25 protein-coding genes are annotated in these 26,440 nt (G+C 69.1%); 10 read left to right on the top strand and 15 right to left on the bottom strand.

Annotation, left to right across the window (positions count from 1 at the left end; all coding sequences use genetic code 11):
- The first annotated feature begins 185 nt into the window (after positions 1 to 185).
- Both cydX and H0X90_RS25590 read left to right on the top strand, forming a co-directional pair.
- Positions 186 to 332: a cytochrome bd-I oxidase subunit CydX gene (gene cydX / locus H0X90_RS25595; RefSeq protein ID WP_006481521.1), complete on the top strand. Its 147-nt coding sequence runs from the start codon at positions 186 to 188 to the stop codon at positions 330 to 332.
- Complete coding sequence (locus tag H0X90_RS25590) at positions 329 to 946, top strand: ATP-binding protein (protein ID WP_006497221.1); 618 nt, start codon at positions 329 to 331, stop codon at positions 944 to 946. Before cydX ends, H0X90_RS25590 begins: the two co-directional genes overlap by 4 nt.
- A 117-nt stretch (positions 947 to 1,063) precedes the next feature.
- On the opposite strand, the gene H0X90_RS25585 is transcribed toward H0X90_RS25590, so the two are convergent.
- Complete coding sequence (locus H0X90_RS25585; protein ID WP_006481527.1) at positions 1,064 to 2,164, bottom strand: saccharopine dehydrogenase family protein; 1,101 nt, start codon at positions 2,162 to 2,164, stop codon at positions 1,064 to 1,066.
- Positions 2,165 to 2,661: 497 nt separating this feature from the next.
- Positions 2,662 to 3,126, bottom strand: coding sequence for an Lrp/AsnC family transcriptional regulator (locus tag H0X90_RS25580; protein WP_006481526.1), 465 nt, complete (start codon positions 3,124 to 3,126; stop codon positions 2,662 to 2,664).
- A gap of 250 nt (positions 3,127 to 3,376) precedes the next feature.
- Between H0X90_RS25580 and H0X90_RS25575 the strand changes: the two genes are divergently transcribed.
- Positions 3,377 to 3,940, top strand: coding sequence for a Spy/CpxP family protein refolding chaperone (locus H0X90_RS25575; RefSeq protein WP_006493179.1), 564 nt, complete (start codon positions 3,377 to 3,379; stop codon positions 3,938 to 3,940).
- 142 nt (positions 3,941 to 4,082) lie between these two features.
- Positions 4,083 to 4,514 (top strand): PGDYG domain-containing protein, encoded by a 432-nt coding sequence (locus tag H0X90_RS25570; RefSeq protein WP_034201742.1) that lies wholly within the window; start codon positions 4,083 to 4,085, stop codon positions 4,512 to 4,514.
- Between the two features lie 33 nt (positions 4,515 to 4,547).
- Here H0X90_RS25570 and H0X90_RS25565 read toward each other — a convergent pair whose 3' ends face one another.
- The 8 genes from H0X90_RS25565 to H0X90_RS25530 form a co-directional block, all read right to left on the bottom strand.
- A complete protein-coding gene (locus H0X90_RS25565) occupies positions 4,548 to 4,910 on the bottom strand; it encodes a DUF3022 domain-containing protein (protein ID WP_006491177.1) in 363 nt (120 codons plus the stop codon).
- Between the two features lie 14 nt (positions 4,911 to 4,924).
- Entirely contained in the window at positions 4,925 to 5,713 is a 789-nt protein-coding gene (locus tag H0X90_RS25560) for a YhfC family intramembrane metalloprotease (protein WP_034201741.1), read from the bottom strand.
- A gap of 55 nt (positions 5,714 to 5,768) precedes the next feature.
- Positions 5,769 to 6,812 carry a LacI family DNA-binding transcriptional regulator gene (locus H0X90_RS25555; RefSeq protein WP_006497217.1) on the bottom strand — a complete coding sequence of 348 codons (1,044 nt, stop codon included), beginning with the start codon at positions 6,810 to 6,812 and terminating at the stop codon, positions 5,769 to 5,771.
- Between the two features lie 332 nt (positions 6,813 to 7,144).
- Complete coding sequence (locus H0X90_RS25550; protein WP_077190427.1) at positions 7,145 to 8,110, bottom strand: NAD(P)-dependent oxidoreductase; 966 nt, start codon at positions 8,108 to 8,110, stop codon at positions 7,145 to 7,147.
- A gap of 4 nt (positions 8,111 to 8,114) precedes the next feature.
- The gene (locus H0X90_RS25545) at positions 8,115 to 9,395 is read right to left on the bottom strand and encodes an MFS transporter (RefSeq protein ID WP_006493476.1); all 1,281 of its coding nucleotides are present in this window, start codon (positions 9,393 to 9,395) and stop codon (positions 8,115 to 8,117) included.
- A 115-nt stretch (positions 9,396 to 9,510) separates the two neighbouring features.
- Complete coding sequence (locus H0X90_RS25540; protein ID WP_006491178.1) at positions 9,511 to 10,503, bottom strand: sugar kinase; 993 nt, start codon at positions 10,501 to 10,503, stop codon at positions 9,511 to 9,513.
- 28 nt (positions 10,504 to 10,531) lie between these two features.
- On the bottom strand, positions 10,532 to 11,296 hold the full coding sequence (locus H0X90_RS25535; protein WP_034201740.1) for a sugar phosphate isomerase/epimerase: 765 nt from the start codon (positions 11,294 to 11,296) through the stop codon (positions 10,532 to 10,534).
- A gap of 161 nt (positions 11,297 to 11,457) precedes the next feature.
- The gene (locus H0X90_RS25530) at positions 11,458 to 12,351 is read right to left on the bottom strand and encodes a LysR family transcriptional regulator (protein ID WP_034201739.1); all 894 of its coding nucleotides are present in this window, start codon (positions 12,349 to 12,351) and stop codon (positions 11,458 to 11,460) included.
- Between the two features lie 112 nt (positions 12,352 to 12,463).
- Between H0X90_RS25530 and H0X90_RS25525 the strand changes: the two genes are divergently transcribed.
- Positions 12,464 to 13,540 carry a YeiH family protein gene (locus H0X90_RS25525; RefSeq protein ID WP_034201738.1) on the top strand — a complete coding sequence of 359 codons (1,077 nt, stop codon included), beginning with the start codon at positions 12,464 to 12,466 and terminating at the stop codon, positions 13,538 to 13,540.
- A 103-nt stretch (positions 13,541 to 13,643) separates the two neighbouring features.
- A complete protein-coding gene (locus tag H0X90_RS25520) occupies positions 13,644 to 15,377 on the top strand; it encodes a ClcB-like voltage-gated chloride channel protein (protein ID WP_006491181.1) in 1,734 nt (577 codons plus the stop codon).
- Between the two features lie 36 nt (positions 15,378 to 15,413).
- Here H0X90_RS25520 and H0X90_RS25515 read toward each other — a convergent pair whose 3' ends face one another.
- Positions 15,414 to 16,034 (bottom strand): TetR/AcrR family transcriptional regulator, encoded by a 621-nt coding sequence (locus H0X90_RS25515; RefSeq protein ID WP_006491184.1) that lies wholly within the window; start codon positions 16,032 to 16,034, stop codon positions 15,414 to 15,416.
- Between the two features lie 189 nt (positions 16,035 to 16,223).
- On the opposite strand from H0X90_RS25515, the gene H0X90_RS25510 reads away from it, so the two are divergent.
- The 4 genes from H0X90_RS25510 (at position 16,224) to H0X90_RS25495 (ending at position 23,197) form a co-directional block, all read left to right on the top strand.
- A complete protein-coding gene (locus H0X90_RS25510) occupies positions 16,224 to 17,333 on the top strand; it encodes an efflux RND transporter periplasmic adaptor subunit (protein WP_006497210.1) in 1,110 nt (369 codons plus the stop codon).
- The gene (locus H0X90_RS25505) at positions 17,330 to 20,476 is read left to right on the top strand and encodes an efflux RND transporter permease subunit (RefSeq protein WP_006489712.1); all 3,147 of its coding nucleotides are present in this window, start codon (positions 17,330 to 17,332) and stop codon (positions 20,474 to 20,476) included. Before H0X90_RS25510 ends, H0X90_RS25505 begins: the two co-directional genes overlap by 4 nt.
- A 2-nt stretch (positions 20,477 to 20,478) precedes the next feature.
- Complete coding sequence (locus H0X90_RS25500) at positions 20,479 to 22,044, top strand: efflux transporter outer membrane subunit (protein ID WP_060210680.1); 1,566 nt, start codon at positions 20,479 to 20,481, stop codon at positions 22,042 to 22,044.
- A gap of 124 nt (positions 22,045 to 22,168) precedes the next feature.
- Positions 22,169 to 23,197, top strand: a complete 1,029-nt coding sequence (locus H0X90_RS25495) for a MerR family transcriptional regulator (RefSeq protein ID WP_034201736.1) — start codon at positions 22,169 to 22,171, stop codon at positions 23,195 to 23,197.
- Positions 23,198 to 23,245: 48 nt separating this feature from the next.
- On the opposite strand, the gene H0X90_RS25490 is transcribed toward H0X90_RS25495, so the two are convergent.
- From H0X90_RS25490 to H0X90_RS25475, 4 genes are all read right to left on the bottom strand, one after another.
- On the bottom strand, positions 23,246 to 23,848 hold the full coding sequence (locus H0X90_RS25490; protein ID WP_227739776.1) for a hypothetical protein: 603 nt from the start codon (positions 23,846 to 23,848) through the stop codon (positions 23,246 to 23,248).
- 70 nt (positions 23,849 to 23,918) lie between these two features.
- Positions 23,919 to 24,143 (bottom strand): helix-turn-helix transcriptional regulator, encoded by a 225-nt coding sequence (locus tag H0X90_RS25485; protein ID WP_006488139.1) that lies wholly within the window; start codon positions 24,141 to 24,143, stop codon positions 23,919 to 23,921.
- A gap of 8 nt (positions 24,144 to 24,151) precedes the next feature.
- A complete protein-coding gene (locus H0X90_RS25480; RefSeq protein ID WP_006488126.1) occupies positions 24,152 to 24,712 on the bottom strand; it encodes a DUF2975 domain-containing protein in 561 nt (186 codons plus the stop codon).
- Positions 24,713 to 24,942: 230 nt separating this feature from the next.
- Positions 24,943 to 26,325 (bottom strand): sigma-54-dependent Fis family transcriptional regulator, encoded by a 1,383-nt coding sequence (locus H0X90_RS25475; RefSeq protein ID WP_058901494.1) that lies wholly within the window; start codon positions 26,323 to 26,325, stop codon positions 24,943 to 24,945.
- Positions 26,326 to 26,440: the final 115 nt, after the last annotated feature.

The raw sequence follows: 26,440 nt of genomic DNA, 5'->3' as shown, positions 1-26,440 counted from the left end.
GCGGTTTGCGCATCAGTTTACCGGTTTGCTGCACGAACGGCCCGGCTTGCGCGGCACGCCGATATTGGTCATGATCGGGCTGCGTGCGCCGCAGCATGCGCGTCGACGCGCTCCCACAGGCCCGCCGGGCCTGCGTTGCGCGACGCACAACGGCCGCGCGGCCCAACCGTCAAGGAGACAGACCTATGTGGTATTTCTCGTGGATACTCGGCATCGGCGTGGCGCTCGGCTTCGGCATCATCAACGCGATGTGGCTGGAAGCGGAAGTATTCTCGCGCGGCGACAAGCGCAGCGATACGTCGGGCCAGCGGTCGGGGAGCCGGTATTCGTGACGCATCTGGTGTTCTTCTGCGGTCACGCCGGCACCGGCAAGACCACGCTCGCGAAGCGGCTCATCGGGCCGCTGATGCGCGCGACCGGCGAGGCGTTCTGCCTGCTCGACAAGGACACGCTGTACGGCCGCTACAGCGCGGCCGCGATGGGCGCGCTCACGGACGATCCGAACGATCGCGACAGCCCGCTCTATCTGAAACATCTTCGCGATCCCGAATACCAGGGGCTGCTCGACACGGCGCGCGAAAATCTCTCGCTGGGCATCGGCGCGCTCGTCGTCGGCCCGCTGTCGCGTGAAGTGCGCGACCGGCGCATCCTCGATCGCGCGTGGCTCGGCATCGCGCCGGACGTCACGCTGACGGTCGTGTGGGTCCACACGTCGGAAGACGTCGCGCACCAGCGGATCGTCGCGCGCGCCAATCCGAACGATGCGTACAAGCTCGCGCACTGGGACGAATACCGGCAGCGCCGCTTCGTGCCGACCGGCCACGAATGCGACGGCATCGTGATGTTCGACAACACCGCGCCGTCGGACGCGGACGTCGACGCACTGCTGTACCGCATCGTGCCGCCGCCGCAACCGGCGACGATCGTCCCGCCGCTGCCGGCCTGATCGCGCCGCCCGGCACCCTTTCCCTTCCCGCAAAAAACAACGCCGGAAGCGCTGCTGCGCTCCCGGCGTCGTACGGCCCTCGTGCCAGAGGCTGGCGGAATGGTCTGGCAACCGCGGTCAGGCAACCGCGTGCACGCGCTCCATCGTGCCGCCGTCGTACAGCTTGCCGAAGCGGTTCGACAGGAACGCCTTCAGCGACACCTTCTCTTGCGGGATGAAACCGCTCTGCGGCAGCTTCTTTTCGCGGAACAGATCCAGCACCGCGCACATCGCGCCGGCCGTCGTGATCTGGATCGCGCTCATGTGCATCCCGCACACGTCCTTCGCGAAGATCTTGCGGGTGAACACGTCCTGCACCAGCTGGCCGTCCTTCACGCCCGTCACCGTGACGAACACGAGCACGACGTCCTGCTTGGTCGACGGCACCGCGCGGCGCATGATCGACTTCAGCGTGTCGCGATCGGTCGACAGGCGCAGGTCTTCCAGCAGGAACTGGACGAGCTCGCGGTGACCCGGGTAGCGCACCGACTTGTAGTCGAGCGTCTCGACCTTGCCCGACAGCGTTTCGCACAGCGTGCCGAGGCCGCCCGACGTGTTGAACGCTTCGTATTCGGTGCCGTCGAGCGAGAAGTGCTCGAGGCCTTCGAGCGGCTGCACCCACTGCTTGCGGCCGTCGCGGATCGCTTCGCACGGCTGGCAGTACTCGTTGATCAGGCCGTCGACGCTCCACGTCAGGTTGTACTTGAGCGCGTTGGTCGGATACTCGGGCAGCGCGCCGACGCGCATCTTCACGTCGCGCACTTCGCTGAAGCCGTTCACGAGCTCGTGCGCGGCGATGCCGATGAAGCCCGGCGCGAGGCCGCACTGCGGCATGAACGCGCGGTCGGAGCCGTCGGCCAGTTCGCGGATCGCGTGGGTCGCACGCACGTCTTCGGTCAGGTCGAAGTAGTGAACGCCGGCAGCCTTCGCGGCGGCGGCCACGTTGACCGCGAGGTAGTAAGGCAGCGCGTTGACGAGCGCATCGAAGCCCTTCACTGCTTCGCGAATCGCATTCGCGTCGGCCGAATCGACCCGTTGCGTCGCAATGCCTTCGCGCGACAGCTTCGCGAGCGCATCCGCATCGCGGTCGAACGCGACGACTTCGTAGTCGCCCGTTTCGCGCAGCATGTGAGCAATGGTGTGGCCGATCAGACCTGCGCCGACGATGGCGATTTTCATGCGCTTATCTCCTGATGATGGGTTTGATGTTGGTGTACGGCGTCGAGCCATGAACACAGTTTAGGGACGCTCAAAATCAGTTCCAAGACGAAGAATGATGCGAAACGACCGATAGTTTCGACGTTATGACGACATGTTTGGTCGAAACGACCAAATCATCTAAAAATCGTGTAGCGACGCGATCGCAAACCGGCCGTTGGCGGTTGCATATTGCAAGGACGAAGACGCGGACACACCGCGTGACATCGGGCGCACGAACGGCCCGTGCGTCCGATGCGGCACGTCGGTCGAAGCGGAATACGAACGGAGATTCGGGAGAGACGCGCGCGATGCGCGAAGGGTCGACCACGGTCGCCCGTGCCGATCATGAAGTACAGCAAAGGCCAATACGCATGCGAGCGGACAGGTACCCGACTTCAAGCCGCGCATCCGTGACGCAACGCGCCCCGCGCGATGCAGGGACTTGCGCCGTCATGCGCGGCGACGCGCGCAACAGGTCAGCCGCCGATCGTCCCGCGATCGATCTTGCGCGACAGGATGATCGACGTCGTCGTGCGCTCGACGCCTTCGAGCGTGCCGATCTGGTCAAGCAGGTCGTTGAGCCGCTCCGGCGAGTCGGCGCGCAGCCACGCAACGTAGTCGTACTCGCCGCTCACCGCGCACAGCAACTGGACTTCCGGCATCCGGTCGAGCTTGCGCAAGACGTCCTTGCCGAACTTCGGCGTGAGGATGATGCCGACGTACGCATAGATGCTCGCGTCGAGCACGTCCTGCCCGAGTCGCACGCTGTATCCGGCGATCACGTTGGTGCGTTCGAGCCGCGCGATGCGTGCGACGACCGTCGTGCGCGCCACGTCGAGCTGGCGTGCGAGATCGGCGACGCTGGCGCGCGCATCGGCTTGCAGCAGCGCGACGAGTTGCCGGTCGAGATCGTCGAGTTGGTCGAGGCGGGGTGGACGCATGACGCTGGGCCGGCACGCGATGCGCCGGCGGAGTGGAAAGTGACGCGATGATAGCGCCGAACGCCGGCGCACCCAACCGGCATCGCCCGGCGGCGAACCTTTCAATTTCGATTCGTATCGGATGTAAGCAAGTGTCGCATTCCCTGCCGCGCTGCATGCAACGTGCTACTAATAGCGGGCGACGCGAGCGGCGCGCTGGCGGCAATGGCCGCCGCGCCCGCTCGCCAGACACCACCCCGGAGAGCCCACCATGAAGAAAATCTCGCTCACCCTCGCTACGCTCGTCGTTGCAGCCAGCGCATTCGCGCAAACCCCGGCGCAGCCGCAAGCGAGCGCCCAGGCGCCGGCCACGACGGCCGCCACGCCCGCCGCGGCGTCGGCCCCGAGTGCCGAGCAGCGCGCGGCACGCCACGAAGCGCGCATCGAGCAGCGCATCAAGTACCTGCACGATCAATTGAAGATCACGTCGGCGCAGGAGCCGCAATGGAAGACGTTCGCCGACACGATGCGCGACAACGGCGCAACGATGGGCCGCCTCTACAGCGAACGGATGGCCAAGCACGACGTGTCCGCGCTCGACGACATGAAACAGTACGCGGAACTGTCGCAGGCGAACGCCGACGGCGCGAAGAAGCTCGCCGACGCGTTCGCGCCGCTCTACGAGAGCTTCCCGGCCGAGCAGAAGGCGCTGGCCGACACGACGTTCCGCAGCTGGCTGCACCACGGCGGCGAGCACCGCGGCAAGGGCAAGACGAAGGGCAAGGAAGGCAAGGCCGCCGCCGCGCCGGCCGCGAGCGCACCCGCGCAGCCCTGACGCCCTCCCCACCGGCGCCGTGCCGGCCCGCCCGGGCCGAACGGCGCCGCGTCGCGATCGGCGACCGGCGACCGGCGCGCCACACGGCGCGCCGAATTCGGGATAAGCTCCCGGCTTTCCCGCTTTCCCGCCCTTCCCCGCCATGCTCGAACTCAAGCAACTCGATCTGCGTACCGATCCGCAGGCCCGTCGCGTCGTCAAGGACGAAACCGTCGCCGTGTCCTTCGCGGACGCCGACGGCGAACTGATGAGCCTCGAAGGCCCGAACCGTTATGTCGCGGGCGACGCGTTGATCACCGGCTCGACCGGCGACCGCTGGGTCGTATCGCGCGCGCGCTTCGACGCCAAATACCTGCCCGCCGATCCGGCGCTCGCGCACGGCACGCCGGGCGCCTATCGCAACCGGCCGGCCGTCGTGCTCGCGCGGCGGATGGACGAACCGTTTGCGATCGCCCGCTCGGAAAACGGCGACACGCTGCGCGGCGTCGCCGGCGACTGGGTCATGCAATACGCGCCCGGCGACTACGGCGTCGTGCAGGCGCAGCGCTTCGCGCAGGTCTACCGCGACGCGTAATGCACTGCGCCGGCACGAGGCCGGCGCGGTCGCTCACGCAAAGTCTTCGTCGAGTTCGAGTTCCGCGTCGCGCTCGACGGCCTCGCCGGCCGCGTGCCGCTCCTCGAGCGAGCCCAGCATCGCTTCCGTATACGCATGCAGCACCGCATGGCTGCGCGCGCGCTGCATCGGCTTGAGCGCCAGGTAGCGCGCGAGCGCGGCCGGCACGATCCGGATGTCGAGCGTCATCCGCTTCGGCGTCGCGCCGAACCGCATCGCCAGCCACTGCACGGACAGGAATCGCCCACGCGCGTCGCTGTTTTCGACAAAGCGCGTCTGCTCCGGAAAGAGATCGCAGATCACGCGCGCGAGCGCGTCGAATTCCGCGCTCTGGCATTCGATCAGATAGTCGTCCATCGCGTCTTCCCCCGTCATGCCGCCGCGCGCGACGGCCGGCACGTCTTCACCAGCACGATCACCAGGATCGCGGCCAGCACGAAATACGCGGCCTCGACCCACGCGGCGGGCAGCACGCGCACCTGGTACAGCAGCGTCGGCGTCGCCGCGAGCGCATGCAGCACGATCGCGAGCGGCAACACGGCCAGTCGGCCGGCACGCACGCCGCGCCACACCAGCACCGACAACGCCAGTTGCACCGCGAACGCCGCGCAGCGTTCGAGCAGCAACAGCAGGATCGACTGGGCCGACAGCGTCGCGAGCATCATGTGCAGCCGCACCACGGTGTCGACCGGCAGGTCCGACAACTGCGTCTCGAGCTGGCCGCGGCTCGCGAGCCACGCGAGATACGACCACTGGCCCCACACGAGCACGCCGACGAACCACGCTTCGGCACCGCCATGGCCGATTCCGTAGCCGATCCCGCGGCCATCGCCGGCCGATGCGCCATAGCGACGGTTCAGGACGCGCATCCCGAGATAGCGGCCGAGTTCCTCGAATACGGCGGTCGCGAGCGCGCTGTACGCGACGAACGCGAGCGGCTGCGTCAGCCAGCCGTCCTCGGGCGTGTGACTCAGCACGAGCCCGTGAAACGCGCGCTCGAGAATCATCGCGAACAGCGTGAAGACGGCGACGCCGACGATCGTGTCGCGGCGGTTGAGCGCAAGCGGCTTGCGCAGGATGCGGTAGAGGACGAGCGGCAGCAGCGCGATGATCAGCGTGGCGGCGATCAGCGCCGCCAGCGTGACGGGAGCGACAGTCATGGAGTTCCTTGGTTCGAAGCAGCGCGCCTGAAGCGCCGCGTGCCCCGAATGATACTCAGCTTGCGGTGGACGCGCGTGCAATCAGCTCGCCGGGCAGCATCGCGACGCGCACGTCGCCCGCCGCGCCGTCGATCCGCTCGTGCACGAATTCGACGGCCTTGTAGCCGATTTCGTAGGTCGGCTGACGGATCGTCGTGATGCCGATCAGTTCGGCCCATTCCGGGTCGTCGATCGACAGCAGCGCCGCCTTCTGTTGCCACGCGGCGCCGAAGCGCGCGCGCAGGTGGCGCGCGATCGCCAGCGCGACCGGCGCATTCGCGGCGAACAGCGCCGCGCGCACGCCGCGCCGGGCCGCGTCGTCGATGCGGACATCGACGTCGGCGAGCGCCGCCGCGGCCGCGTCGGGTTCGTTCAGGTCGAGCACGACCGTCGGCGGCACCGCCAGCCCGCGCGCGGCCAGCGCCGCGCGGAACGCGGCCTCGCGCACGCGCCGCGAGCTGACCTGCTCGAACGGTTGCACGACGAAGTGGATCGCGTCGAAACCGCGCTCGACCAGGTGCGCGAGCGCCGTCTCGATCGCGTCGGTGTTGTCGAGACCGATCAGGTCGGCCTCGAAGCCCTCGACCGTGCGGTCGACGAGCACGGCCGGAATGCCCGCGCCGCGCAGCGGCCGCAGCACGTCTTCCTCGGCGCCGAGCGCGTTGACGATCAGCCCTTCGACGCGGTAAGTCGTGAGCAACTGCAGGAAGCGGCGCTCCATCTCGACTTCGTTCGCCGCGTGACAGATGAGCGGCATGTAGCCGAGCGCATGGCACGCGGCCTCGACGCCCTGCAGCACTTCGACGGTGTAAGGATTGGTCAGGTCGGCCGCGAGCATGCCGAGCAGCCGGTTGCGGCCGCGCTTGAGCCCGCGCGCCATCTGGTTCGGCCGGTAGTTGAGCCGCGCGATGGCCGCCTCGATCCGCTGGCGCAGATCGACGGACAGCACATGCGTCTCGCCGTTCAGGTAGCGCGAAACGCTGGTCTTGCCCGTGCCGGCCTCGCGCGCGACGTCGCTGATCGTCGCCGGACGCGTCGTGGAAGGTTGCGAATCGGTCACTGTCGTGCCTCGCGACGTACGATCCGCGCCGCTTCGTGAGCAGACGGACCTTTGTTGTTGGAAACGTAAGCCAACCGGCGGCCTTCCCTGTCCCGGCGCGTCGGCGCCTGCGCTGGCCCGGTGCTGCGCGGTCGATCAGCGCCCGCCCATCGCGTGCTACAGCAGTCGGCCGCACCGGACCTGGCGCGGATGCCCGCCGCGCGACGCCGCCGGCCGCGTGGCCGGTCGTCGATGCGACGAGAGCGGGCGATCATAACGCAGCCAGCCCTCCGGCACCAAGATCATCGACTCTAACGGCGCCGGCCCCCTGCCGGCCCGTTGCCGGACGCGGTTCACGCGTGCGCCAGCGCATCCGGATTGACGAGATTCGTGCGCAGCGTGCCGGCCAGCGCGCCGACCAGGTTTTCCGCGGCGCAGCGCGCCATCGCATGGCGCGTCTCGTGCGTCGCCGAGCCGATATGCGGCAGCGCGACGACGTTCTTCATCTGCAGCAGCGGCGAATCGGCCGGCAGCGGCTCCTTCTCGAACACGTCGAGCCCCGCGGCGCGGATCGTCCCCGCGCGCAGCGCGTCGACCAGCGCGGCTTCGTCGACGACGGGCCCGCGCGACGCGTTGATCAGGATCGCGCTGCGCTTCATCTTCGCGAATTCGGGTGCGCCGATCAGGTGGCGCGTATCGGGCGACAGCGGCACCTGCAGGCACACGAAATCCGACTGCGCGAGCAGCGCGTCGAGCGTCACGCGCCGTGCGCCGTACTGCGTCTCGGCCTCGGCATGCGCGGACCGGTTCGCGTACAGCACCTGCATCCGGAAACCGAGCGCCGCGCGGCGCGCGACCGCGCCGCCGATCCGCCCGAGCCCGACGATGCCGAGCGTCTTGCCCTGCACGTCGGTGCCGTACAGGTCCGGGCCGATGCTGCGGTGCCAGTGGCCGGCCCTCACCCACTCGGCCAGCTCGACCACGCGGCGGGCGGAGGCGAGGATCAGCGAGAACACCGTATCGGCCGTGGATTCGGTCAGCACGTCCGGCGTATGCGCGAGCACGATGCCGCGACGTGTGAAATCGGCGACGTCGAAGTTGTCGTAGCCGACCGAGATGGTCGACCACGCCTTCAGCCGCGGCGCGCGATCGAGCATCTGCGGCGTGACCTTCAGGCTCGCGCCGATCACGCCGTCCGCGTCGCCGAGCGCGGCGGCGAGCGCGTCGGCGCCGTCGGCCTGCACGACGTCCGCATGCTCGCGCAGGTACGCGAGAACGTCATCGGGCAGCGGCTTGTACGCGACGATACGGGGCTTCATCGTTTCATTTTCCTTGCAGCGGCGCGGCGAGCGGATGCGCATCGCGCGCCTGGGGTTTGACGGACAGCGTGAGGATCACCGCGGCGACGAGCGCGGCGCTCATGAATGCGTACGACGCGACGGGCGACCCGGTCGCACCGTTCAGGTAGCCGACGAAGTACGAGCCGACGAACGAGCCGAGCGCACCCATGCTGTTGATCAGCGCCATCGCGCCGCCGGCGACGTTCTTCGGCAGCAGTTCCGGCACGATCGCGAAGAACGGGCCGTACGGCGCATACATCGCGGCGCCCGCGACGACCAGCAGCGCATACGAGATCCAGAAATGCGACGAGCCGAGCGCGTACGACGCGGCGAACGCGGCCGCGCCGACCAGCAGGAACGGCCACACGAAACCGCGGCGCGAGCCGACCTTGTCGGACGCCCACGACGCGGCGAGCATCGCGATCGTCGCCGCGAGGTACGGCAGCGCGGACAGCCAGCCGGTCGCGACCATCCCGAGGTCGGAACCGTTCTTCACGATCGACGGCAGCCACAGCACGAAGCCGTACACGCCGATGCTCCAGCAGAAATATTGCGCGCACAGCTTGATCACGGCCGGCGAACGGAACGCCTCGCCATAGTTGCGCACCGGCTTGATCGCCGCCTGCTCGGCCGCGAGCGCGGCGTCGAGGTCGCGCTTTTCCTGCGCGCTGAGCCACGGCGAATCGGCCGGCTTGTCCTGCACGAGGCACCACCAGCACACGGCCCAGATGACGGCCGGCACGCCTTCGGCGATGAACATGTGACGCCAGCCGAACTCGTGCACGAGATAACCCGACACGATCGACATCCACAGCACGGTGACCGGGTTGCCGAGGATCAGGAACGTGTTCGCCCGCGAGCGCTCGTTCTTCGTGAACCAGTTGCTGATGTAGATCAGCATCGCCGGCATCACGGCCGCCTCGACGACGCCGAGCACGAAGCGGATCGCCATCAGCGACGGGATGTTGCTGACCACGCCGGTCAGGGCCGCGCACGCGCCCCACAGCACGAGGCTGACGAACACGAGCTTCTTCACGCTGCGGCGTTCCGCGTAGATCGCGCCGGGAATCTGGAAGAAGAAGTAGCCGAGGAAGAACAGCGCGCCGATCAGCGACGACAGGCCCTTGCTGATCCCGAGATCCTGGTTGATGCCGGCCGCCGCCGCGAACCCGTAGTTCGCGCGGTCGAGGTAAGCGAGGCTGTACGTGATGAAGACGATCGGCATGATCGTCCACCACCGGCGCGCTGCGAGATTGGCTGCCATGAGAGTGTCTCCGTATATGGACCGGAGTGGGCGCACTGGCGCCGGCCCGGCCTCGAACAAAATGACTGTGCGTCGCGCACGAAATGGATCCGCGGATTGTGCCGTGTCCGGCCTCTCATTGCGCGGTGACGGTTTCCTCTAAGCGATCGGCGCGATTGCTGACGTTTTCGAGCCGGTCGAGCGCGTCGCGCGTCGGCAGTCCTTCCGAATCGCCGATCACCTGGATCGCGAGCGCGCCGATCCGGTTGCCCCGCGCGACCGCCTGCTCGATGCCGCGCCCTTCGAGCAGCGCGCTGACCACGCCGACCGCGAAGCCGTCGCCGGCGCCGACCGTATCGACGACCCGCTCGACGCGCTCGCCGGCGACCGTGCCCTCGCGGCCGTCGGCCGTGCGGAAATACGCGCCCTGCTCGCCGAGCTTGATCACGACGCCGCGCGCGCCCTGCGCGAGATAGAAGCCCGCGATGTCGGCCGGCGTGTCGTGCCCGGTGAGTTGCCGCCCTTCGGCGAGGCCCGGCAGCACCCAGTCGGCGAGCGTCGCGAGCGCGTTCAGCGTCTTCGCCATCACGTCGGCGGACGGCCACAACGTCGGGCGCAGGTTCGGGTCGAACGAAATCGTCTTGCCGGCCGCCCGCATCTCGCGCGCGAGCTGGAACGCGAGTTCGCACGAGGTCGCGGAGATCGCCGGCGCGACGCCCGTCAGATGCAGGTGGCGCGCGCCGAGCACGTAGTCGGCCACGTAGTCGTCGCACGACAGGTGGCTCGCCGCCGAGCCCTTGCGGAAGTATTCGACGGTCGGGTCGCTGCCGTCGTCGTTGCGCGACTTCAGCTGGAAACCGGTCGGGTAACGCGGGTCGACGGTCACGCACGACGCGTCGATGCCCTCGCGCGCCAGCGTGTCGAGCACGTAGCGGCCGAACGAATCGCGGCCGACCCGGCTCATCCAGCCGACCCGGAAGCCGAGCCGCGACAGGCCGATCGCGACATTCAGGTCGGCGCCGGCGATCCGCTTCGCGAATTGCCCGGCGTGCGCGAGGTGGCCCGGCTCCGTCGCGACGAACATCGCCATCGCTTCGCCGTAGGTCACGACATCGAGTGCTGCTTTCATGACTGAACTCCTCAGGATCCTGCTGCCGTCACGCGGTCGCGAGCCACGCGACGCGCCGGCAGGCATCGCCGGCCAGGTCGGCCGCGTCGAACGGAAACTCGATGCCGCGCGGCGCATGCTGCGGCAGCGCCGCGAGCACGCCGGTCACGAGCGGATCGTTCGGCGCCGGCGCGGCGGCGAAACGACGCGCGCCCTCGCCTTCGATGGCCTTGCAATGAATGTATTCCACATGCGGCGCGAGCACCTGCGCGCAGTCGAGCGGCGCTTCGCCGCGCCACTGCCAGTTGCCGATGTCGAACGTCATGCCGAGCGCGTCGGGCATGCCGGCGTCGGCCAGCGCGTCGAACAGCCCGCGGAACTGCGCGAACGCGCCGCCGACCTCGAGCTGGCCGTTCTCGACCACCACGCGGGCTCGCGCGCCGCGCGACAGCGCGACGATCTCGGCCGCGTGCGCGTCGCCGGCGAAGCCGCCGAGCTGGAATTTGACGAAGCGCGCGCCGAGCGCGTCGGCTTGCGCGAGCGCGTCGCGCAATGCGTCGGCGTCGAGCGCACCGGTGTCCGTATACAGCGCGTCCGGTGTCGAATAGACCGACCACAGCCCGTGGCCGCTGATCAGCGCGCCGAGCGCGGCCAGCGCACCGGGCGCCGTGTCGTCGTCCGACGCGAACAGTTCGCGCCGCACCTCGAAACCGGTCGCACCGGATGCCGCCACGGTCGCGATGAATGCACTGTGGCTCTCCTGGCGCACCCGGTCCATCCCGAATGCGCTCGCCACGATCACGATGTCTGCCATTTTGCCCTTTTTAAACCGGAATGGAACCGGTTCCATTTGCTTGAGACGGATGGTGCGCTTCGCGTCAGGCCCACGCCATAGAGGAAATCCCTAAGACCGCGCACCGCGCGAATCCGCGCCGCACGGCGCGCAACGCCCGTTCCCGGCGCGGCGTCGGCCGTCTACGCGAGATCCTGCGCGAGACTCATTTCGAGGAATTGCGCGGCGACCCGCGACGGGGCGCCGCCATGCGGCACGAGAATGGAGAAATGCCGCGTGAGCGGCGCGGGCGAGAGCGAGCGCAGCACGAGCGCCGCATCCTGGTGACGCAGCGACATCGCGGACACGAAGCCGACGCCCATCCCCGCGCGCACGGCCTCCTTCACGGCCTCGACCCCGGCGATCTCGAACGCGACGCGCATCGGCGCGCCGCCATGCGCGAACGCGCGCTCGACGAGTTGCCGCACCGCGGAGCCCGCCTCGCGCAGCACGAGCGGATGCGCGGCCAGCGCGTCGAGCGTCACGCCCGCGTCGTAGCCGGACGCCGCGAGCGGATGGCCGGCCGGCACGATCGCGACGATCTCGTCCTCGTGCCACGCGTGCACGGCGGTGCCCGGCGGCAGCGCCTCGCCGGGCGGCCCTTCGATCAGCGCGATGTCGAGCGACGGCAGCGCCGCGACCACGTCGGCCGTATTGCCGCTCATCGTCTGGATCGACACGCGCGGCGCGCGCGGCTGGAACGCCGCGATCAGGTACGGCAGCAGATAGCTCGCGGGCGTCGTGCTCGCGCCGATCCGCAGCGTGCCGGCTTCCAGTCCGCGCACCGCATCGCGAAACGCACGCGCCTGCGCGAACGTGTCGCGCTGCGCCTTCGCGTACTGCGCGAGTTGCTCGCCGACCGGCGTCAGGCGGATGCCGCGGCCGTCGCGCTGGTACAGCGGCTCGCCGAATTCGTCCTGCAGCAGCCGCAACTGGCCCGACACGGCCGGCTGCGACAGGTGCAGCGCCACGGCGGCGTGGCTGATGTTCAGATGCTCGGCGACGGCGGCGAACGTTATCAGTTGATCCGGGGTCATGGGGATAAATTATCGGCTTTCCGGATAGTTTACGTCACAAATCACAATTTTTCATATCGATATAACAAAATTAGGATTACAGCATCGCAACACGCTCCATCACGGTGCTTCCATGTCCACTGCTCCGACTCCCCATCTCAGCCATGCCGCGCCGTCGATGCGCGGCCAGTTGAACGGCGTGCTGTTCGTCGCGCTGTTCGCCGCCGCCGTCACGAGCCTGTCCCAGCTTCCCGCGATCGCGGGGCTCGGCCTGTCGCCGCTGATCGTCGGCATCGTCGCCGGTGCGCTGTACGGCAACGGCCTGCGCGACGGCATGCCGGCCAGTTGGGCGGCCGGCGTCAATTTCTCCGCACGCAAGCTGCTGCGCATCGCGGTCGCGTTCTTCGGGTTGCGCGTGAGCCTGCAGGAAATCGCGCAGGTCGGGCTGCCGGGCCTCACGGTCTCGGTGCTGGTCGTCGTCAGCACGCTCGTGATCGGCACCTGGGCCGGCATGAAGCTGATGAAGCTCGACCGCGACGCCGCGCTGCTGACCGCCGCCGGCAGCGCGATCTGCGGCGCGGCCGCCGTGCTCGCGTTCGAGTCGACGCTGCAGTCGAAGCCGCACCAGAGCGCGATGGCCGTGGGCAGCGTCGTGCTGTTCGGCACGCTGTCGATGTTCCTGTATCCGCTCGCCTATCACGCCGGGCTGCTGAACCTCGATCCGGCCGGCCTCGGCCTGTTCTTCGGCGGCACGATCCACGAAGTCGCGCAGGTGGTCGGCGCGGCGAGCGACATCAGCCCGGAGGTCGCGCACGTCGCGACGATCGTGAAGATGACGCGCGTGATGCTGCTGGTCCCGGTGCTGCTCGCGCTCGGCTGGTGGCTCGCCCGCTCGGCCCGCGCGGGTCACGACGCGGCCGGCGGCGCGCAAGGCAAGCGCAAGGTGGCGGTGCCGTGGTTCGCGCTCGGCTTCCTCGGCTTCGTGATCGTCAATTCGCTGAACGTGCTGCCCACGGACGTCACGCATACGCTGAACGTGCTCGACACCTTCGCGCTCACGATGGCCATGACCGCGCTCGGCATCGAGACCCGCGTCGCGCAGATCCGCGCGGCCGGCCCGCGGGCGCTGATGACCGGCCTGATCCTGTACGTGTGGCTGATCGCCGGCGGCTACGGGATCACCTGGGCCGTGCAGCACTGGCTTGGCTGAGCCGCATGTCCGTGACGGTTCGCGCGCCGCGCCCGCCGGGGAGGTCCCGCGGGCGCGGCGCAGTGCTATGCTTCGCGTCGTTTTCCATCGCCCCCTTTCAGCCGTGCTCTCGTTCCTGCTGAAGCTGCGCACTCGCGCCCAAACGCTGTTCCGCCTGTCGGACGCCCATACGATGCTGATCTGGTCGGCCATCGTCGGCGTCGGCGGCGCCTTTGCCACGATGGCGTTCCGCGAAGGCATCGACCTGATGCAGCGCCTGATCTCGGGGCACAGCGGCAGCTTCGTGCAGATGGCGAAGAGCCTGCCGTGGTACGTGCGGTTCTGGATGCCGGCCGCGGGCGGTTTCCTCGCCGGCTGCGTGCTGCTGCTTGCGACGCGCGGCGACAAGCAGGCCGCCAAGACCGACTACATGGAATCGGTCGCGCTCGGCAACGGCGTCGTGCCGGTGCGGCAGAGCCTGTGGCGCAGCGTGTCGTCGCTGCTGACGATCGGCAGCGGCGGCTCCATCGGCCGCGAAGGCCCGATGGTGCAGCTCGCGGCGCTCGCCGCGTCGCTCGTCGGCCGCTTCGCGCACTTCGACCCGCCGCGCCTGCGCCTGCTGGTCGCGTGCGGCGCGGCGGCCGGTATCACGTCCGCGTACAACGCGCCGATCGCCGGCGCCTTTTTCGTGTCGGAGATCGTGCTCGGCACGATCGCGATGGAAAGCTTCGGGCCGATGGTGGTCGCGTCGGTCGTCGCGAACATCGTGATGCGCGAATTCGCCGGCTACCGGCCGCCGTACGAGATGCCGGTGTTTCCGGCCGTGACCGGCCCCGAGGTGCTGCTGTTCGTCGTGCTCGGCGCGCTGTGCGGGGTGCTCGCGCCGCAGTTCCTGCACCTGCTCGACGCGTCGAAGACGCAGTTCAAGCGGTTGCCGGTGCCGTTGCCCGTGCGGCTCGCGCTCGGCGGCCTCGTCGTCGGGGTGATCTCGGTGTGGATTCCGGACGTGTGGGGCAACGGCTACAGCGTCGTGAACCACATCCTCCATGCGCCGTGGACCTGGCAAGCGCTCGTCGCGGTCCTCGTGTTCAAGGTGATCGCGACCGCCGCGACCGCCGGCTCGGGCGCGATCGGCGGCGTGTTCACGCCGACGCTGTTCGTCGGCGCCGTGTTCGGCTCGCTGTTCGGGCTCGCGATGGACGCGCTGTGGCCCGGCCATACGTCCGCGTATTTCGCGTACGCGATCGTCGGGATGGGCGCGTTCATGGCGGGCGCCACGCAGGCGCCGCTGATGGCGATCCTGATGATCTTCGAGATGACGCTGAGCTATCAGGTCGTGCTGCCGCTGCTGGTGTCGTGCGTGTTCGCGTATTTCGTCGCGCGCGCGACCGGCACGACGTCGATGTACGAAATCACGCAGCACCACTACCAGGACGCGCAGGAGCGACAGCGGCTGCGCACCACGCAGATGCGCGAGCTGATCCAGCCCGCGCAGACGGTCGTGCCGCTCACCGCGAGCGTCGCCGACATGACCCGCGTGTTTCTCGAATATCCGGTGAAGTACCTGTACGTGACCGACGACGCCGGGCGCTTCCGCGGCGCGGTCGCGCTGAAGGACATCACGTCGGACCTGCTCGACAAGCGCGACACGACCGACAAGACGGCCGCGCACTACGCGCACACGCCGTTTCCGCTGCTCACGCCGGACATGCCGCTCGCGACCGCGCTCGAACGCTTCATGGCGTTCCAGGGCGAACGCCTGCCGGTGATCGAAAGCGAAGCCGAGCCGACGCTCGCGGGCGTCGTCTACAAGACGTCGCTGCTCGACGCGTACCGGCGGATGACCGGCGAACGCTGACGCGCGCCGCCAAACCGCCCGCCCCGCCCGCGCCGGTCAGTCCGGCGCACGCCCCAGCACGACCCGTGCGAAGAACCCCGCGAGCACCGATTCGGCCACGTCGGCCGACACGTGCTGCGGATCGGCCGTGTAATACGACTGCACGCCGTCGCACAGGCACATCAACCCGAACGCGAGCGTGTCGGCCGGCAACAGCAGCGGCGTACCCGCGCGCTCGGCGAAGCGCTGGATGAATTCGGCCATCTGCACGCGCTTGCCGTGCAGGAACTGGTTGAAGCGCACGCGGAACTTCGCGTCGCGCGCCGCCTGCAGCTTCGCCTCGCCCCACAGCAGCGAGTACTCGTCGTCGCGAAACAGCGTCCGGTAATACGCGAGCGCCATCGATTCCATCTGCTCGCGCGTGCCGCCGCCTTCGAAAATCACCTCGAAGTCGGCCCGCACCGCCGCGTGATCGCGCTCCAGCAGCTCCAGCAACAAATCGGACTTGCTGCGGAAGTTCGAGTAGAACGCGCCACGCGTATAGCCGGCCGCCGCGGCAATGTCCTCGACGCTCGCGGCCACATAGCCTTTCTTCATAAAGATGCGATGCGCGGCTTTCAGCAGACGTTCGCGCGTCTGGTCCCTGCTCTGCTCACGAGTTAAGCGCTGTGGTTTCATGGCGCGCAGTCTAGCATCCTTTCCCTTTCGGATTCATTTTTGCATTCAGATACAGGTATGTATTAGAATCCGCCACAGTTTCTCAAAATGTTGTCCGTCTGTCCGCGTGCGCCGATGCCGGCGCCGTTCTGGGGCAAGCGCCCGCCGCGCTTGCCGGCCTCGTTCCGCTCCACCTCACCTGGGGGTTTCGTGAATCGCTCCGGTTCCCGCGCCGCGCTGCTGATCGGCGCCGCGCTCGTCCTTGCCGCCTGTCATCCAAAAGAATCCGCGCCGCCCGCCCCGCGCCCCGTCGTCGCGCTGCCCGCGCGGGCCGACACCGCCGCGGCCGCGCGCACGTTGCCCGGCGACATCCAGCCGCGCTACGCGACTCCGCTGTCGTTCCGCATCGCCGGCAAGATCATCGAGCGCCGGGTGCGGCTCGGCGATACGGTGAAAGTCGGCCAGGTCGTCGCGCTGCTCGATCCGTCCGACGTCGAGAAGAACGCCGCGAGTGCGCAGGCGCAACTCGATGCCGCGACGCACAGCCTCGCGTTCGCGAAGCAGCAGCTCGACCGCGATCGCGCGCAAGCCCGCGAAAACCTGATCGCGACCGCGCAGCTCGAACAGACGCAGAACAGCTACACGTCGGCGCTCGCGCAGCGCGACCAGGCGCAGCAGCAGCTCGCGCTCGCGAAGAACCAGCTCCGCTACGCGACGCTCGTCGCCGACCATGCGGGCACCATCACCGCCGAACAGGCCGATACCGGCCAGAACGTGTCGGCGGGCCAGCCGGTCTACCAGCTCGCGTGGTCGGGCGACGTCGATGTGGTCAGCGACGTGCCCGAAGCCGCGCTCGCGTCGCTCGCACCCGGCCACACGGCCAGCGTCACGCTGCCGTCGCTGCCGGGCCGCCAGTTCGCCGCGAAGGTGCGCGAAATCGCGCCGGCCGCCGATCCGCAAAGCCGCACCTACCGCGTGAAGCTCACGCTCGGCACGCCTGATCCGGCGATCCGGCTCGGGATGACCGCGGACGTCGCGTTCGACGGCGCACCGGTCGCCGGCGACGCGCAGCCGATCACGCTGCCCGCGACCGCGCTGTTCCACGACGGCGCGCAACCGGCCGTGTGGGTCGTACGCACGAAGGACGACACGCTCGAGTTGCGCCGCGTCGACGTCGCGCGCTTCAACGAGCGCACCGTTACCGTGTCGCATGGGCTGCAGCCGGGCGAGCGCGTCGTGCTGCAGGGCGTGCATACGGTCAGCGCGGGCGAGAAGGTGCGCGCGATCGCGCCGCTGCATCCGGAGGACTTCGCATCGTGAGCGTCTCCCACGAAGAAGGCCGCTTCAACCTGTCCGCATGGGCGCTGCGCCACCAGGCGCTGGTCGTCTACCTGATCGCGCTCGCGACGCTCGCGGGCATCCTCGCCTATACGCGGCTCGCGCAATCCGAAGACCCGCCGTTCACGTTCCGCGTGATGGTGATCCGGACCTTCTGGCCCGGCGCGAGCGCACGGCAGGTGCAGGAACAGGTGACCGACCGGATCGGCCGCAAGCTGCAGGAAACGCCGGCCATCGACTTCCTGCGCAGCTATTCGCGTCCCGGCGAATCGCTGATTTTCTTCACGATGAAGGACTCGGCGCCCGTGAAGGACGTGCCCGACACCTGGTATCAGATCCGCAAGAAGGTGGGCGACATCGGCTACACGCTGCCACCCGGCGTGCAGGGCCCGTTCTTCAACGACGAATTCGGCGACGTCTACACCAACATCTGGACGCTCGAGGGCGACGGCTTCACGCCCGCGCAACTGCACGACTACGCGGACCAGTTGCGCACCGTGCTGCTGCGCGTGCCGGGCGTCGGCAAGGTCGACTATTTCGGCGACCCCGACCAGCGGATCTTCATCGAGGTCAACAACGCGCAGCTCACGCGCCTCGGCATCTCGCCGCAGCAGCTCGGGCAGGCGATCAACGCGCAGAACGACATCTCGTCGACCGGCGTGCTGACGACCGCCGACGATCGCGTGTTCGTGCGGCCGAGCGGCCAGTTCGACAACGTCGCCGCGATCGCCGACACGCTGATCCGCATCAACGGCCGCACGTTCCGGCTCGGCGATCTCGCGACCGTGAAACGCGGCTACGACGATCCGCAGGTTACACAGATGCGAACCAACGGCCATGCCGTGCTCGGCATCGGCGTGACGATGCAGCCGGGCGGCGACGTGATCCGGCTCGGCAAGGCGCTCGACGCCGAATCGAAGGACTTGCAGGCGCAACTGCCGGCAGGCCTGAAGCTGACGCTGGTGTCGAGCATGCCGCACGCGGTCGCGCATTCGGTCGACGACTTCCTCGAAGCCGTCGCCGAAGCGGTCGCGATCGTGCTGGTGGTGAGCCTCGTGTCGCTCGGGCTGCGTACCGGGATGGTCGTCGTGATCTCGATTCCGGTCGTGCTCGCGGTCACCGCGCTGTTCATGTACCTGTTCGACATCGGGTTGCACAAGGTGTCGCTCGGCACGCTCGTGCTGGCGCTCGGGCTGCTCGTCGACGACGCGATCATCGCGGTCGAGATGATGGCCGTGAAGCTCGAACAGGGCTACAGCCGCGCGCGCGCCGCCGCGTTCGCGTACACCAGCACCGCGTTCCCGATGCTGACGGGCACGCTCGTCACGGTGTCGGGCTTCCTGCCGATCGCGCTCGCGAAATCGAGCACCGGCGAATACACGCGCTCGATCTTCGAGGTGTCGGCGATCGCGCTGATCGCATCGTGGTTCGCGGCCGTCGTGCTGATCCCGCTGCTGGGCTATCACATGCTGCCCGAGCGCAAGCGCCACGCGCACGAGGCGCACCTGCCCGACGATCACGAGCACGACATCTACGACACCCGCTTCTACCGGCGGCTGCGCGGCTGGATCGACTGGTGCATCGAGCGGCGCTTCGTCGTGCTGCTGATCACGGGCGCGCTGTTCGTCGCCGCGCTGATGGGCTTCTCGCTGGTGCCGCAGCAGTTCTTCCCGAGCTCCGACCGGCCCGAGCTGCTGGTCGACCTGCGGCTGCCCGAAGGTGCGTCGTTCGCGGCGACGCTGCGCGAGACGGAGCGCCTGGAAAAAGTGATCGACAAGCGCCCCGAGATCGACCATGCGGTGAACTTCGTCGGCAGCGGCGCGCCGCGCTTCTACCTGCCGCTCGACCAGCAGTTGCAACTGCCGAACTTCGCGCAGTTCGTGATCACCGCGAAATCGGTCGAGGATCGCGAGAAGCTCGCGACCTGGCTCGAAACCACGCTGCGCGACACGTTCCCGGCCGTGCGCTGGCGCCTGTCGCGGCTCGAGAACGGCCCGCCGGTCGGCTATCCGGTGCAGTTCCGCGTGAGCGGCGACAGCATCGCGACGGTCCGCTCGATCGCCGAGAAGGTCGCGGCGACGATGCGCGGCGATGCGCGCACGGTCAACGTGCAGTTCGACTGGGACGAACCGGCCGAACGCTCGGTGCGCTTCGCGCTCGACCAGAAGAAGGCACGCGAGCTGAACGTCACGTCGCAGGACGTGTCGAGCTTCCTCGCGATGACGCTGTCCGGCACGACGGTCACGCAGTATCGCGAGCGCGACAAGCTGATCGCCGTCGACCTGCGCGCGCCGCGGGCCGACCGCGTCGATCCGGCGAAACTCGCGGGCCTCGCGCTGCCGACGCCGAACGGCCCCGTGCCGCTCGGCTCGCTCGGCCGCTTCACGCCGACGCTCGAATACGGCGTCGTGTGGGAGCGCGACCGCCAGCCGACCATCACCGTGCAGTCGGACGTGCGCGCCGGCGCGCAGGGCATCGACGTCACGCATGCGGTCGACGCGAAGCTGAATGCGCTGCGCGCGCAGTTGCCGGTCGGCTATCAGATCAACATCGGCGGCTCGGTCGAGGAAAGCGCGAAGGCGCAGAAGTCGATCAACGCGCAGATGCCGCTGATGGCGATCGCCGTGTTCACGCTGCTGATGATCCAGCTGCAGAGCTTCTCGCGCGTGCTGATGGTCGTGCTGACCGCGCCGCTCGGGCTGATCGGCGTGGTCGCGACGCTGCTGCTGTTCGGCCAGCCGTTCGGCTTCGTCGCGATGCTCGGCGTAATCGCGATGTTCGGGATCATCATGCGCAACTCGGTGATCCTGGTCGACCAGATCGAGCAGGACATCGCGGTCGGCCACGGTCGCGTCGACGCGATCATCGGCGCGACCGTGCGGCGCTTCCGGCCGATCACGCTCACGGCCGCGGCCGCGGTGCTCGCGCTGATCCCGCTGCTGCGCTCGAACTTCTTCGGGCCGATGGCGACCGCGCTGATGGGCGGCATCACGAGCGCGACCGTGCTGACACTGTTCTACCTGCCTGCGCTGTACGCGACGTGGTTCCGCGTGAAGCGCGACGAACGCGACCCGCAGGACGGCCCGCCGCCAGGCGGCACGCCTGCCGCGCCGTCGGGAGCCTGACCATGGATCGATCGATGACCCTGAAAACGAAAGCCGCACGCGCGCTCGCGGTGGCGAGCATCGCCGCCCCGCTCGCGGGCTGCGCATGGTTCGCGCCGAGCGGCGAGCCGCCCGCGATGCCGGCGCCCGCGCACTACGGCGCCGCGCCGCAAGTCCAGCAGACCGTGTCCGCGCACGGCGTCGCGCAGCAGTTCGAGGTCGGCGCGCAGCCGGTGCCCGACTGGTGGAAACAGTACCGTTCCGACGCGCTGAACGCGCTCGTCGACGAAGGGCTGCGCAACAGCCCGACGCTGAGCGCGGCGTCGCATTCGCTGGATGCCGCGCGCGAACAGTTGCGCGGGCAGATCGGCAGCTCGATGCTGCCGTCGATCGACGCGGGCGGCCAGGCCACGCGCCAGCGCGCGCTCGGCGTGCCGATTCCCGCGCTCGGCGCGCCGACGCTGCTGTACGACACGTTCGTCGGGCAATTGCAGGCGAGCTATACGGTCGACCTGTTCGGCGTGTCGCGCTTCGCGAACCGCGCGCTCGCGAAACGCGTCGACGTCAGCGCGTTCCAGCTCGAATCCGCGCGGCGCGCGCTGGCCGCGAACATCGTCACCGCGTCGATCACCGTGTCGGTGCTCAATGCGCAGATCGACACGACCGAGCGGCTCGTCGCGCTCGCGAACGACCAGGCGCACGACGCCGAGCGCCGCCACGCGCTCGGTTCGGCCTCGCGCGGCGACGCGCTGAACGCCCGGCAAAGCGCCGACACGTTCGCGGCGAGCCTGCCCGCGCTGCGCCAGCAGCGCGACTCGGCCCGCCATGCGCTCGCGGTGCTGGTCGGCCGCACGCCCGACCGGCCGCCGGCCGATCTCGCGCTCACCGATCTGCACCTGCCCGAGCAGGTGCCCGTCGTCGTGCCGTCGGACCTGCTGCGAAGCCGCCCGGACATCCAGGCCGCCGACGCGGGGCTGAAGGCCGCCGCCGCCGAAGTGGGCCTCGCGACCGCACAGATGTTTCCGCAACTGTCGCTGTCGGCGGCGATGGGCAAAGGCGGCTTCAGCTGGCCGGCGATGCTGTCGGGCGCCGGCGCGATCTGGAACGTTGGCGCGTCGCTGAGCCAGCCGATCTTTCACGGCGGCGCGCTGCTCGCCCAGCGCCGCGCGGCGAAGGCGACCTACGAGGCCGCGGTCGACCAGTACAAGCAGGCGGTGCTCGGCGCGTTCCAGAACGTCGCCGATTCGCTCGCGGCGCTCGAGCACGACGCGGAGGCGCTCGAGGCGTCGTCGCGCGCCGCGCTGTCCGCGCGGGGCGCGTACGACGACGCGGCGGCTCGCGTGCGGCTCGGCGCGCTGCCGCCGTCGGCCGCGCGCGCGAGCGAGTTGCAGTACCGCAATGCGCGGCTCGACGAGATTCGGGCGACCGGCGCCCGGTTCGCGGATACCGCGCGGCTGTACCAGGCGATGGGCACGCCGCCGGCCGACACCGGCGACAAGTCCGCTGAAACCGGCCACGCGGCCGGCGACGGCACGGCCGGCACGCAGGCACGCGCCGCCACGCCCGCGGCCGCCCCTTCGGCGCAGTAACCGGCCCCTTCGATCGGACGCGCGTACGGATTCCCGACACGCGCGTCCGATCGCCGATCTTCCGCTTGACCCTCACGTAGCGTAACGTTCGAGACTCCAGTGTGCGCACCGAACGGAGGAACGAATGCGGCTGAAAGTGGGAGAACTGGCGAAACGCAGCGGGCTGACCGTCCGCACGCTTCATCACTATCACGCAATCGGCCTGCTGACGCCTTCGGCGCGCGCCGACAACGGCTACCGGCTGTACGACCGCGACGACATCGCCCGGCTCCACCAGATCCAGGCCCTGCGTCGCTTCGGACTGTCGCTCGCCGAAATCGGCGACTACCTGAACCGGCCCGGCACCCCGCTCGTCGATGTCGTCGCGAAACAGATCGCGTCGCTCGACCGCCAGCTCGCGCAAACCGCGCAGCTGCGCGAACGGCTCGTGAGCCTGCATGCGCAGCTCACGGCGGGCACCGAGCCGGAACTGGCCGATTGGCTCACCACACTGGAGTTGATGACCGTGTACGACAAATATTTTTCCGAGGAAGAACTCGCGCGCCTGCCGATGTACCAGAAGAGCCAGGCGGGCGACGCAGAATGGATCGCGCTCGTTGCCGACGTGCGTGCGCTGCACGATGCGGGCGTGCCCGCCGAGGACGAGCGCGTCCGTGCGCTCGCCGCGCGCTGGATGGCGCTGCTGGTGCGCGACACGAACAACGATCCACGCTTGCTCGCGAAGCTGAACCTGATGCACGAGCACGAACCGTCGATGCAGTCGAAGATCGGCATTTCGACCGCGTTGCGCGACTATGTGCTGCGCGCTTCGTCGGAAACGAAGATGCGGCTCTTCGAGAAATACCTCACGCCGGACGAGATCCGCTTCATGCGCGCGCACTACGCCGAACGCTCGATGGAATGGCCGCAACTGATGGCCGACGTGCGCGACGCGATCGATGCGGGCACGCGGCCCGATTCGCCGCACGGCCGCGCGCTCGCGCAGCGCTGGCTCGAGCTGTTCTGCAGCTACGCGGGCCAGGATCCGGCCACGCATGCGAAATTCCGCCACGCGCTGATGAACGAGCCGGCGCTGACGAAGGATTCGTGGACCGACGACACGCTGCTCGGTTTCGTGCGCGAAGCGATGGCGCAGCTGGCGCCGGCGCGCTGATCGCATGATTCGCGCGGGCGGCACATGGATTCCCGTGTGCCGCCCGTTTCACCATTGGCAGCCGGTATCGCGAACCGCGTCCAGCGCGAGCATCGGCAACGCGAGCAGGCCTGCACCCGCGTACGCATGCCGGCAATCGGCACGACGCGCGCCCGATATCCCGTCGGCCAGCTGTGCATCGACGGTGCGACGACGCGGCGCCGCGCCGCCCGACGATGCGCCCAACGCGCCGACCGCCGCCTGCGCCGGACTGCGCGCCGCGCGTTGCCGTGCACCGATCGCGTCCAGATCGCGACGCCAGTCGAGATCGGCGCTTGCAGCGGTGGCCGGAGGGCCATCGCGTGCGGCCGTGCTTGGGCCGGCGCGGGTTTCGCTTGGCCTGCGCGACGTACCCGGCGCATCCGGAGACGAACGCGCCGCCCTACGCGCATCCGCCACCGCCGCGGAACGTTTCGCCGATTGTCCGGTGCCGCGCCTGCCCGGGCTCGGGCCGGCCCGCCCGGTCTCGCGTGCGATCACCGCGGGCGCCGGTCGCGCGGGAATCCACTCGACACGCAGCGCGATCCGCGGCTTCTCGCCGGCGTTCGGGCCGGCCGGCCGCGGCGCCCATTGCAGCACGAACCATCCGGCCACGTGGATCGATACGGACACCGCGACGGCCAGCGCAACCACGCGCGACCGACGGCGCCCGCCCGCATCGACGCGCCGCGTGCGCGCTGCGTCAGTCGGGCTCGCCGCCGCCGTCATCGCTGAACGCGAGCAGGTCGCCCGGCTGGCAGTCGAGATAACGGCAGATCGCCTCGAGCGTCGCGAAGCGGATGCCCTTGACCTTCCCCTGCTTGAGCAGCGACAGATTCTGTTCGGTGATGCCGACGGCTGCCGCCAGATCCTTCGAGCGGACCTTGCGCGTCGCGAGCATCACGTCGAGCTTGACTACGATCGTCATCGCGCGCCTCAGACGAATTGCCGATGCTCGGCGTCGAGCTCGCTCGCCTGCCGGAGAATGTGCGCGATGACCGCAATGCACGCGGCGGTGAACAACGCGACCACGTACGGCAGGGTGAAACCGACGCTGACCACCCGATGGCCGACCGGTTCGCGCAGCGTCGCCCACACGCTCAGCAGCGGCTCGCACAGCAGGCTCAGCACCACCCACAGGCCGATCGCCCGCCCCGTCTTGCCGAGGTGACCAGCCGCCTGTGCGGAGAAATAGTCGCGCCGCGCATAGGTGCGGAACAGCGCGCGCAGATGCCGCAGGCCGTTTGCAAGCGCGACGAGCGGCACGCTCGACAGCACGATGCCGACCGCCTTCTGCCACCACGGGAACGCGGCGACATCCACATGCAGGTTGGAGAGCACCGAATCCGTGAGGCCGAAGACGAAGCCGGGCCCCGAGGCCGCGCTCAGCGACGGAAACAGCCAGCACGCGGCGTTGAGCACCAGCATGCAGAAGATGAATCCCAGCGTGACGGTGGCCATCCGCTGGCTGATACGGGCGATGCGATCGGAATGCATGACGTCTCCTCGACGACGAATGAACGAGCGTCGATTGTACGTCGATAATTATCGTAAAACGATAATTAATTGTTGTTCCGTTGTGATTTTTTATCGCGAAGCGTGCTTGACTCGTACCGCCCCGCCCGTATCGCGCGCAACGGACCGAGCGTCGGCCCGGTCGTAGCGCACCGTCCAGTCGGGGTGGGGCAAGGCCGCGTGCCGCTGCCCGCCGCGCGCGACCTGCCCGTTCAGCGCCCGCGCGTGCCGAGGCCGAGCGCCTTCATCCGCCGGTACAGCGTCCGTTCGCTCAATCCGAGCCGCTCGGCCAGCGCCTTGCGCGTGCCGGCGAACGTGCGCGCAATACGGACCAGCTCCGCGTCCGACACGCCGCGCGCGTCCGCCGCCTGCGCCTGCGGCGCCGCCGCTGCCGCGACGAGCTCGGCCGGCAGATGCTCGACGCGGATCGTCCCGTCATCGGCGAACAGGCACGCGCGTTCCAGCACGTTGCGCAGCTCGCGGATGTTGCCGGGCCATGCATATGCGTCGAGGCACGCACGGGCGCGCTCGGTCAGCACGAACGGCCGCGCATGTGCGTCGCCCGCGTTGCCGCGCGCATTCGCGATCCGCCGCAGGATCGATTCGGCCAGCAGCGCGACGTCGCCCCGCCGTTCGCGCAGTGCCGGCAGCGGAATCGGAAACGCGTTGATCCGGTAATAGAGGTCCTGCCGGAACCGGCCGTCGTCGATCATCTCGCGCAGCGGCTTGTGCGTGGCCGCGACGAGCCGGAAATCGGCGCGCAGCGCCTCGACCCCGCCGACGCGCCGGAACGTGCCCGATTCGATCAGCCGCAGCAGCTTCACCTGCATCGGCAACGGCACGTCGCCGATCTCGTCGAGAAACAGCGTGCCGCCCTGCGCGGTTTCGACGAGGCCCGGCTTGCGCTGGTTCGCGCCCGTGAACGCGCCCTTCTCGTAGCCGAACAGCTCGCTCTCGAACAGCGTCTCGGCGATCCCGGAGCAATCGACGACGACGAACGGCCCCATCGCGCGATCGCTCGCCTCGTGCAGCGCGCGGGCGAACAGCTCCTTGCCGGTGCCCGATTCGCCGAGCAGCAGCACCGGCAGCGTCGACGGCGCGACGCGCTGCAACGCGCCGAGCGCCGCGTTGAACGCGTCGGCGCCGCCGACGAGCCCTTCCGCGCTCGGCTGCGCGGACGCGCTGCGCACCGTCGTCAGCCGCTCCACGTACGCGATCACGTTGCCGTCCGCGTCGAAGATCGGCCGCAGCTCGACGTCGACGTGCTCGGGGCCGCGCGGCGTGTGATGGATGTGCAGCACGCGGTTCAGCCCGCGCGACTCGAGCGCCTGCTTCATCGGGCAATGCTCGCCGGCCTGGTCGCACGGCACGTCATAGTGATGCGACACCTGGAAGCAATGCCGGCCCACGTGCTCGACGCCGGCTACACCGAACTGGCGCCGGTACGCATCGTTCGCCGCGAGGATGCGGTAGTCGGGATCGACCACGATCATCGGCTGCGGGTCCTGCTCGAGATACGCGACGAGCGCGCGGACGTCCGGCATCGCGTCGCGGCGCGGTGCGGGAACGATCGGAATGGTGTCGTGCGGAGGCATGCGGAAGCTCGCTCGGCGAAGGGATGCCCGGACGGACTGCCAGGCTGACTGCCAATTCTGCCACGACACTGCCAGTTGTGGCAGTCCTGGTCCGCCACCGGATGCCGCCGTTTCG

This window comes from Burkholderia sp. 9775_39, assembly GCF_015712225.1.
In the GTDB taxonomy this organism is placed as follows: Bacteria; Pseudomonadota; Gammaproteobacteria; order Burkholderiales; family Burkholderiaceae; genus Burkholderia; species Burkholderia cenocepacia.
The sequence above is the reverse complement of the archived record's forward strand: the minus strand, read 5'-3'. Positions and strand labels throughout refer to the sequence as shown.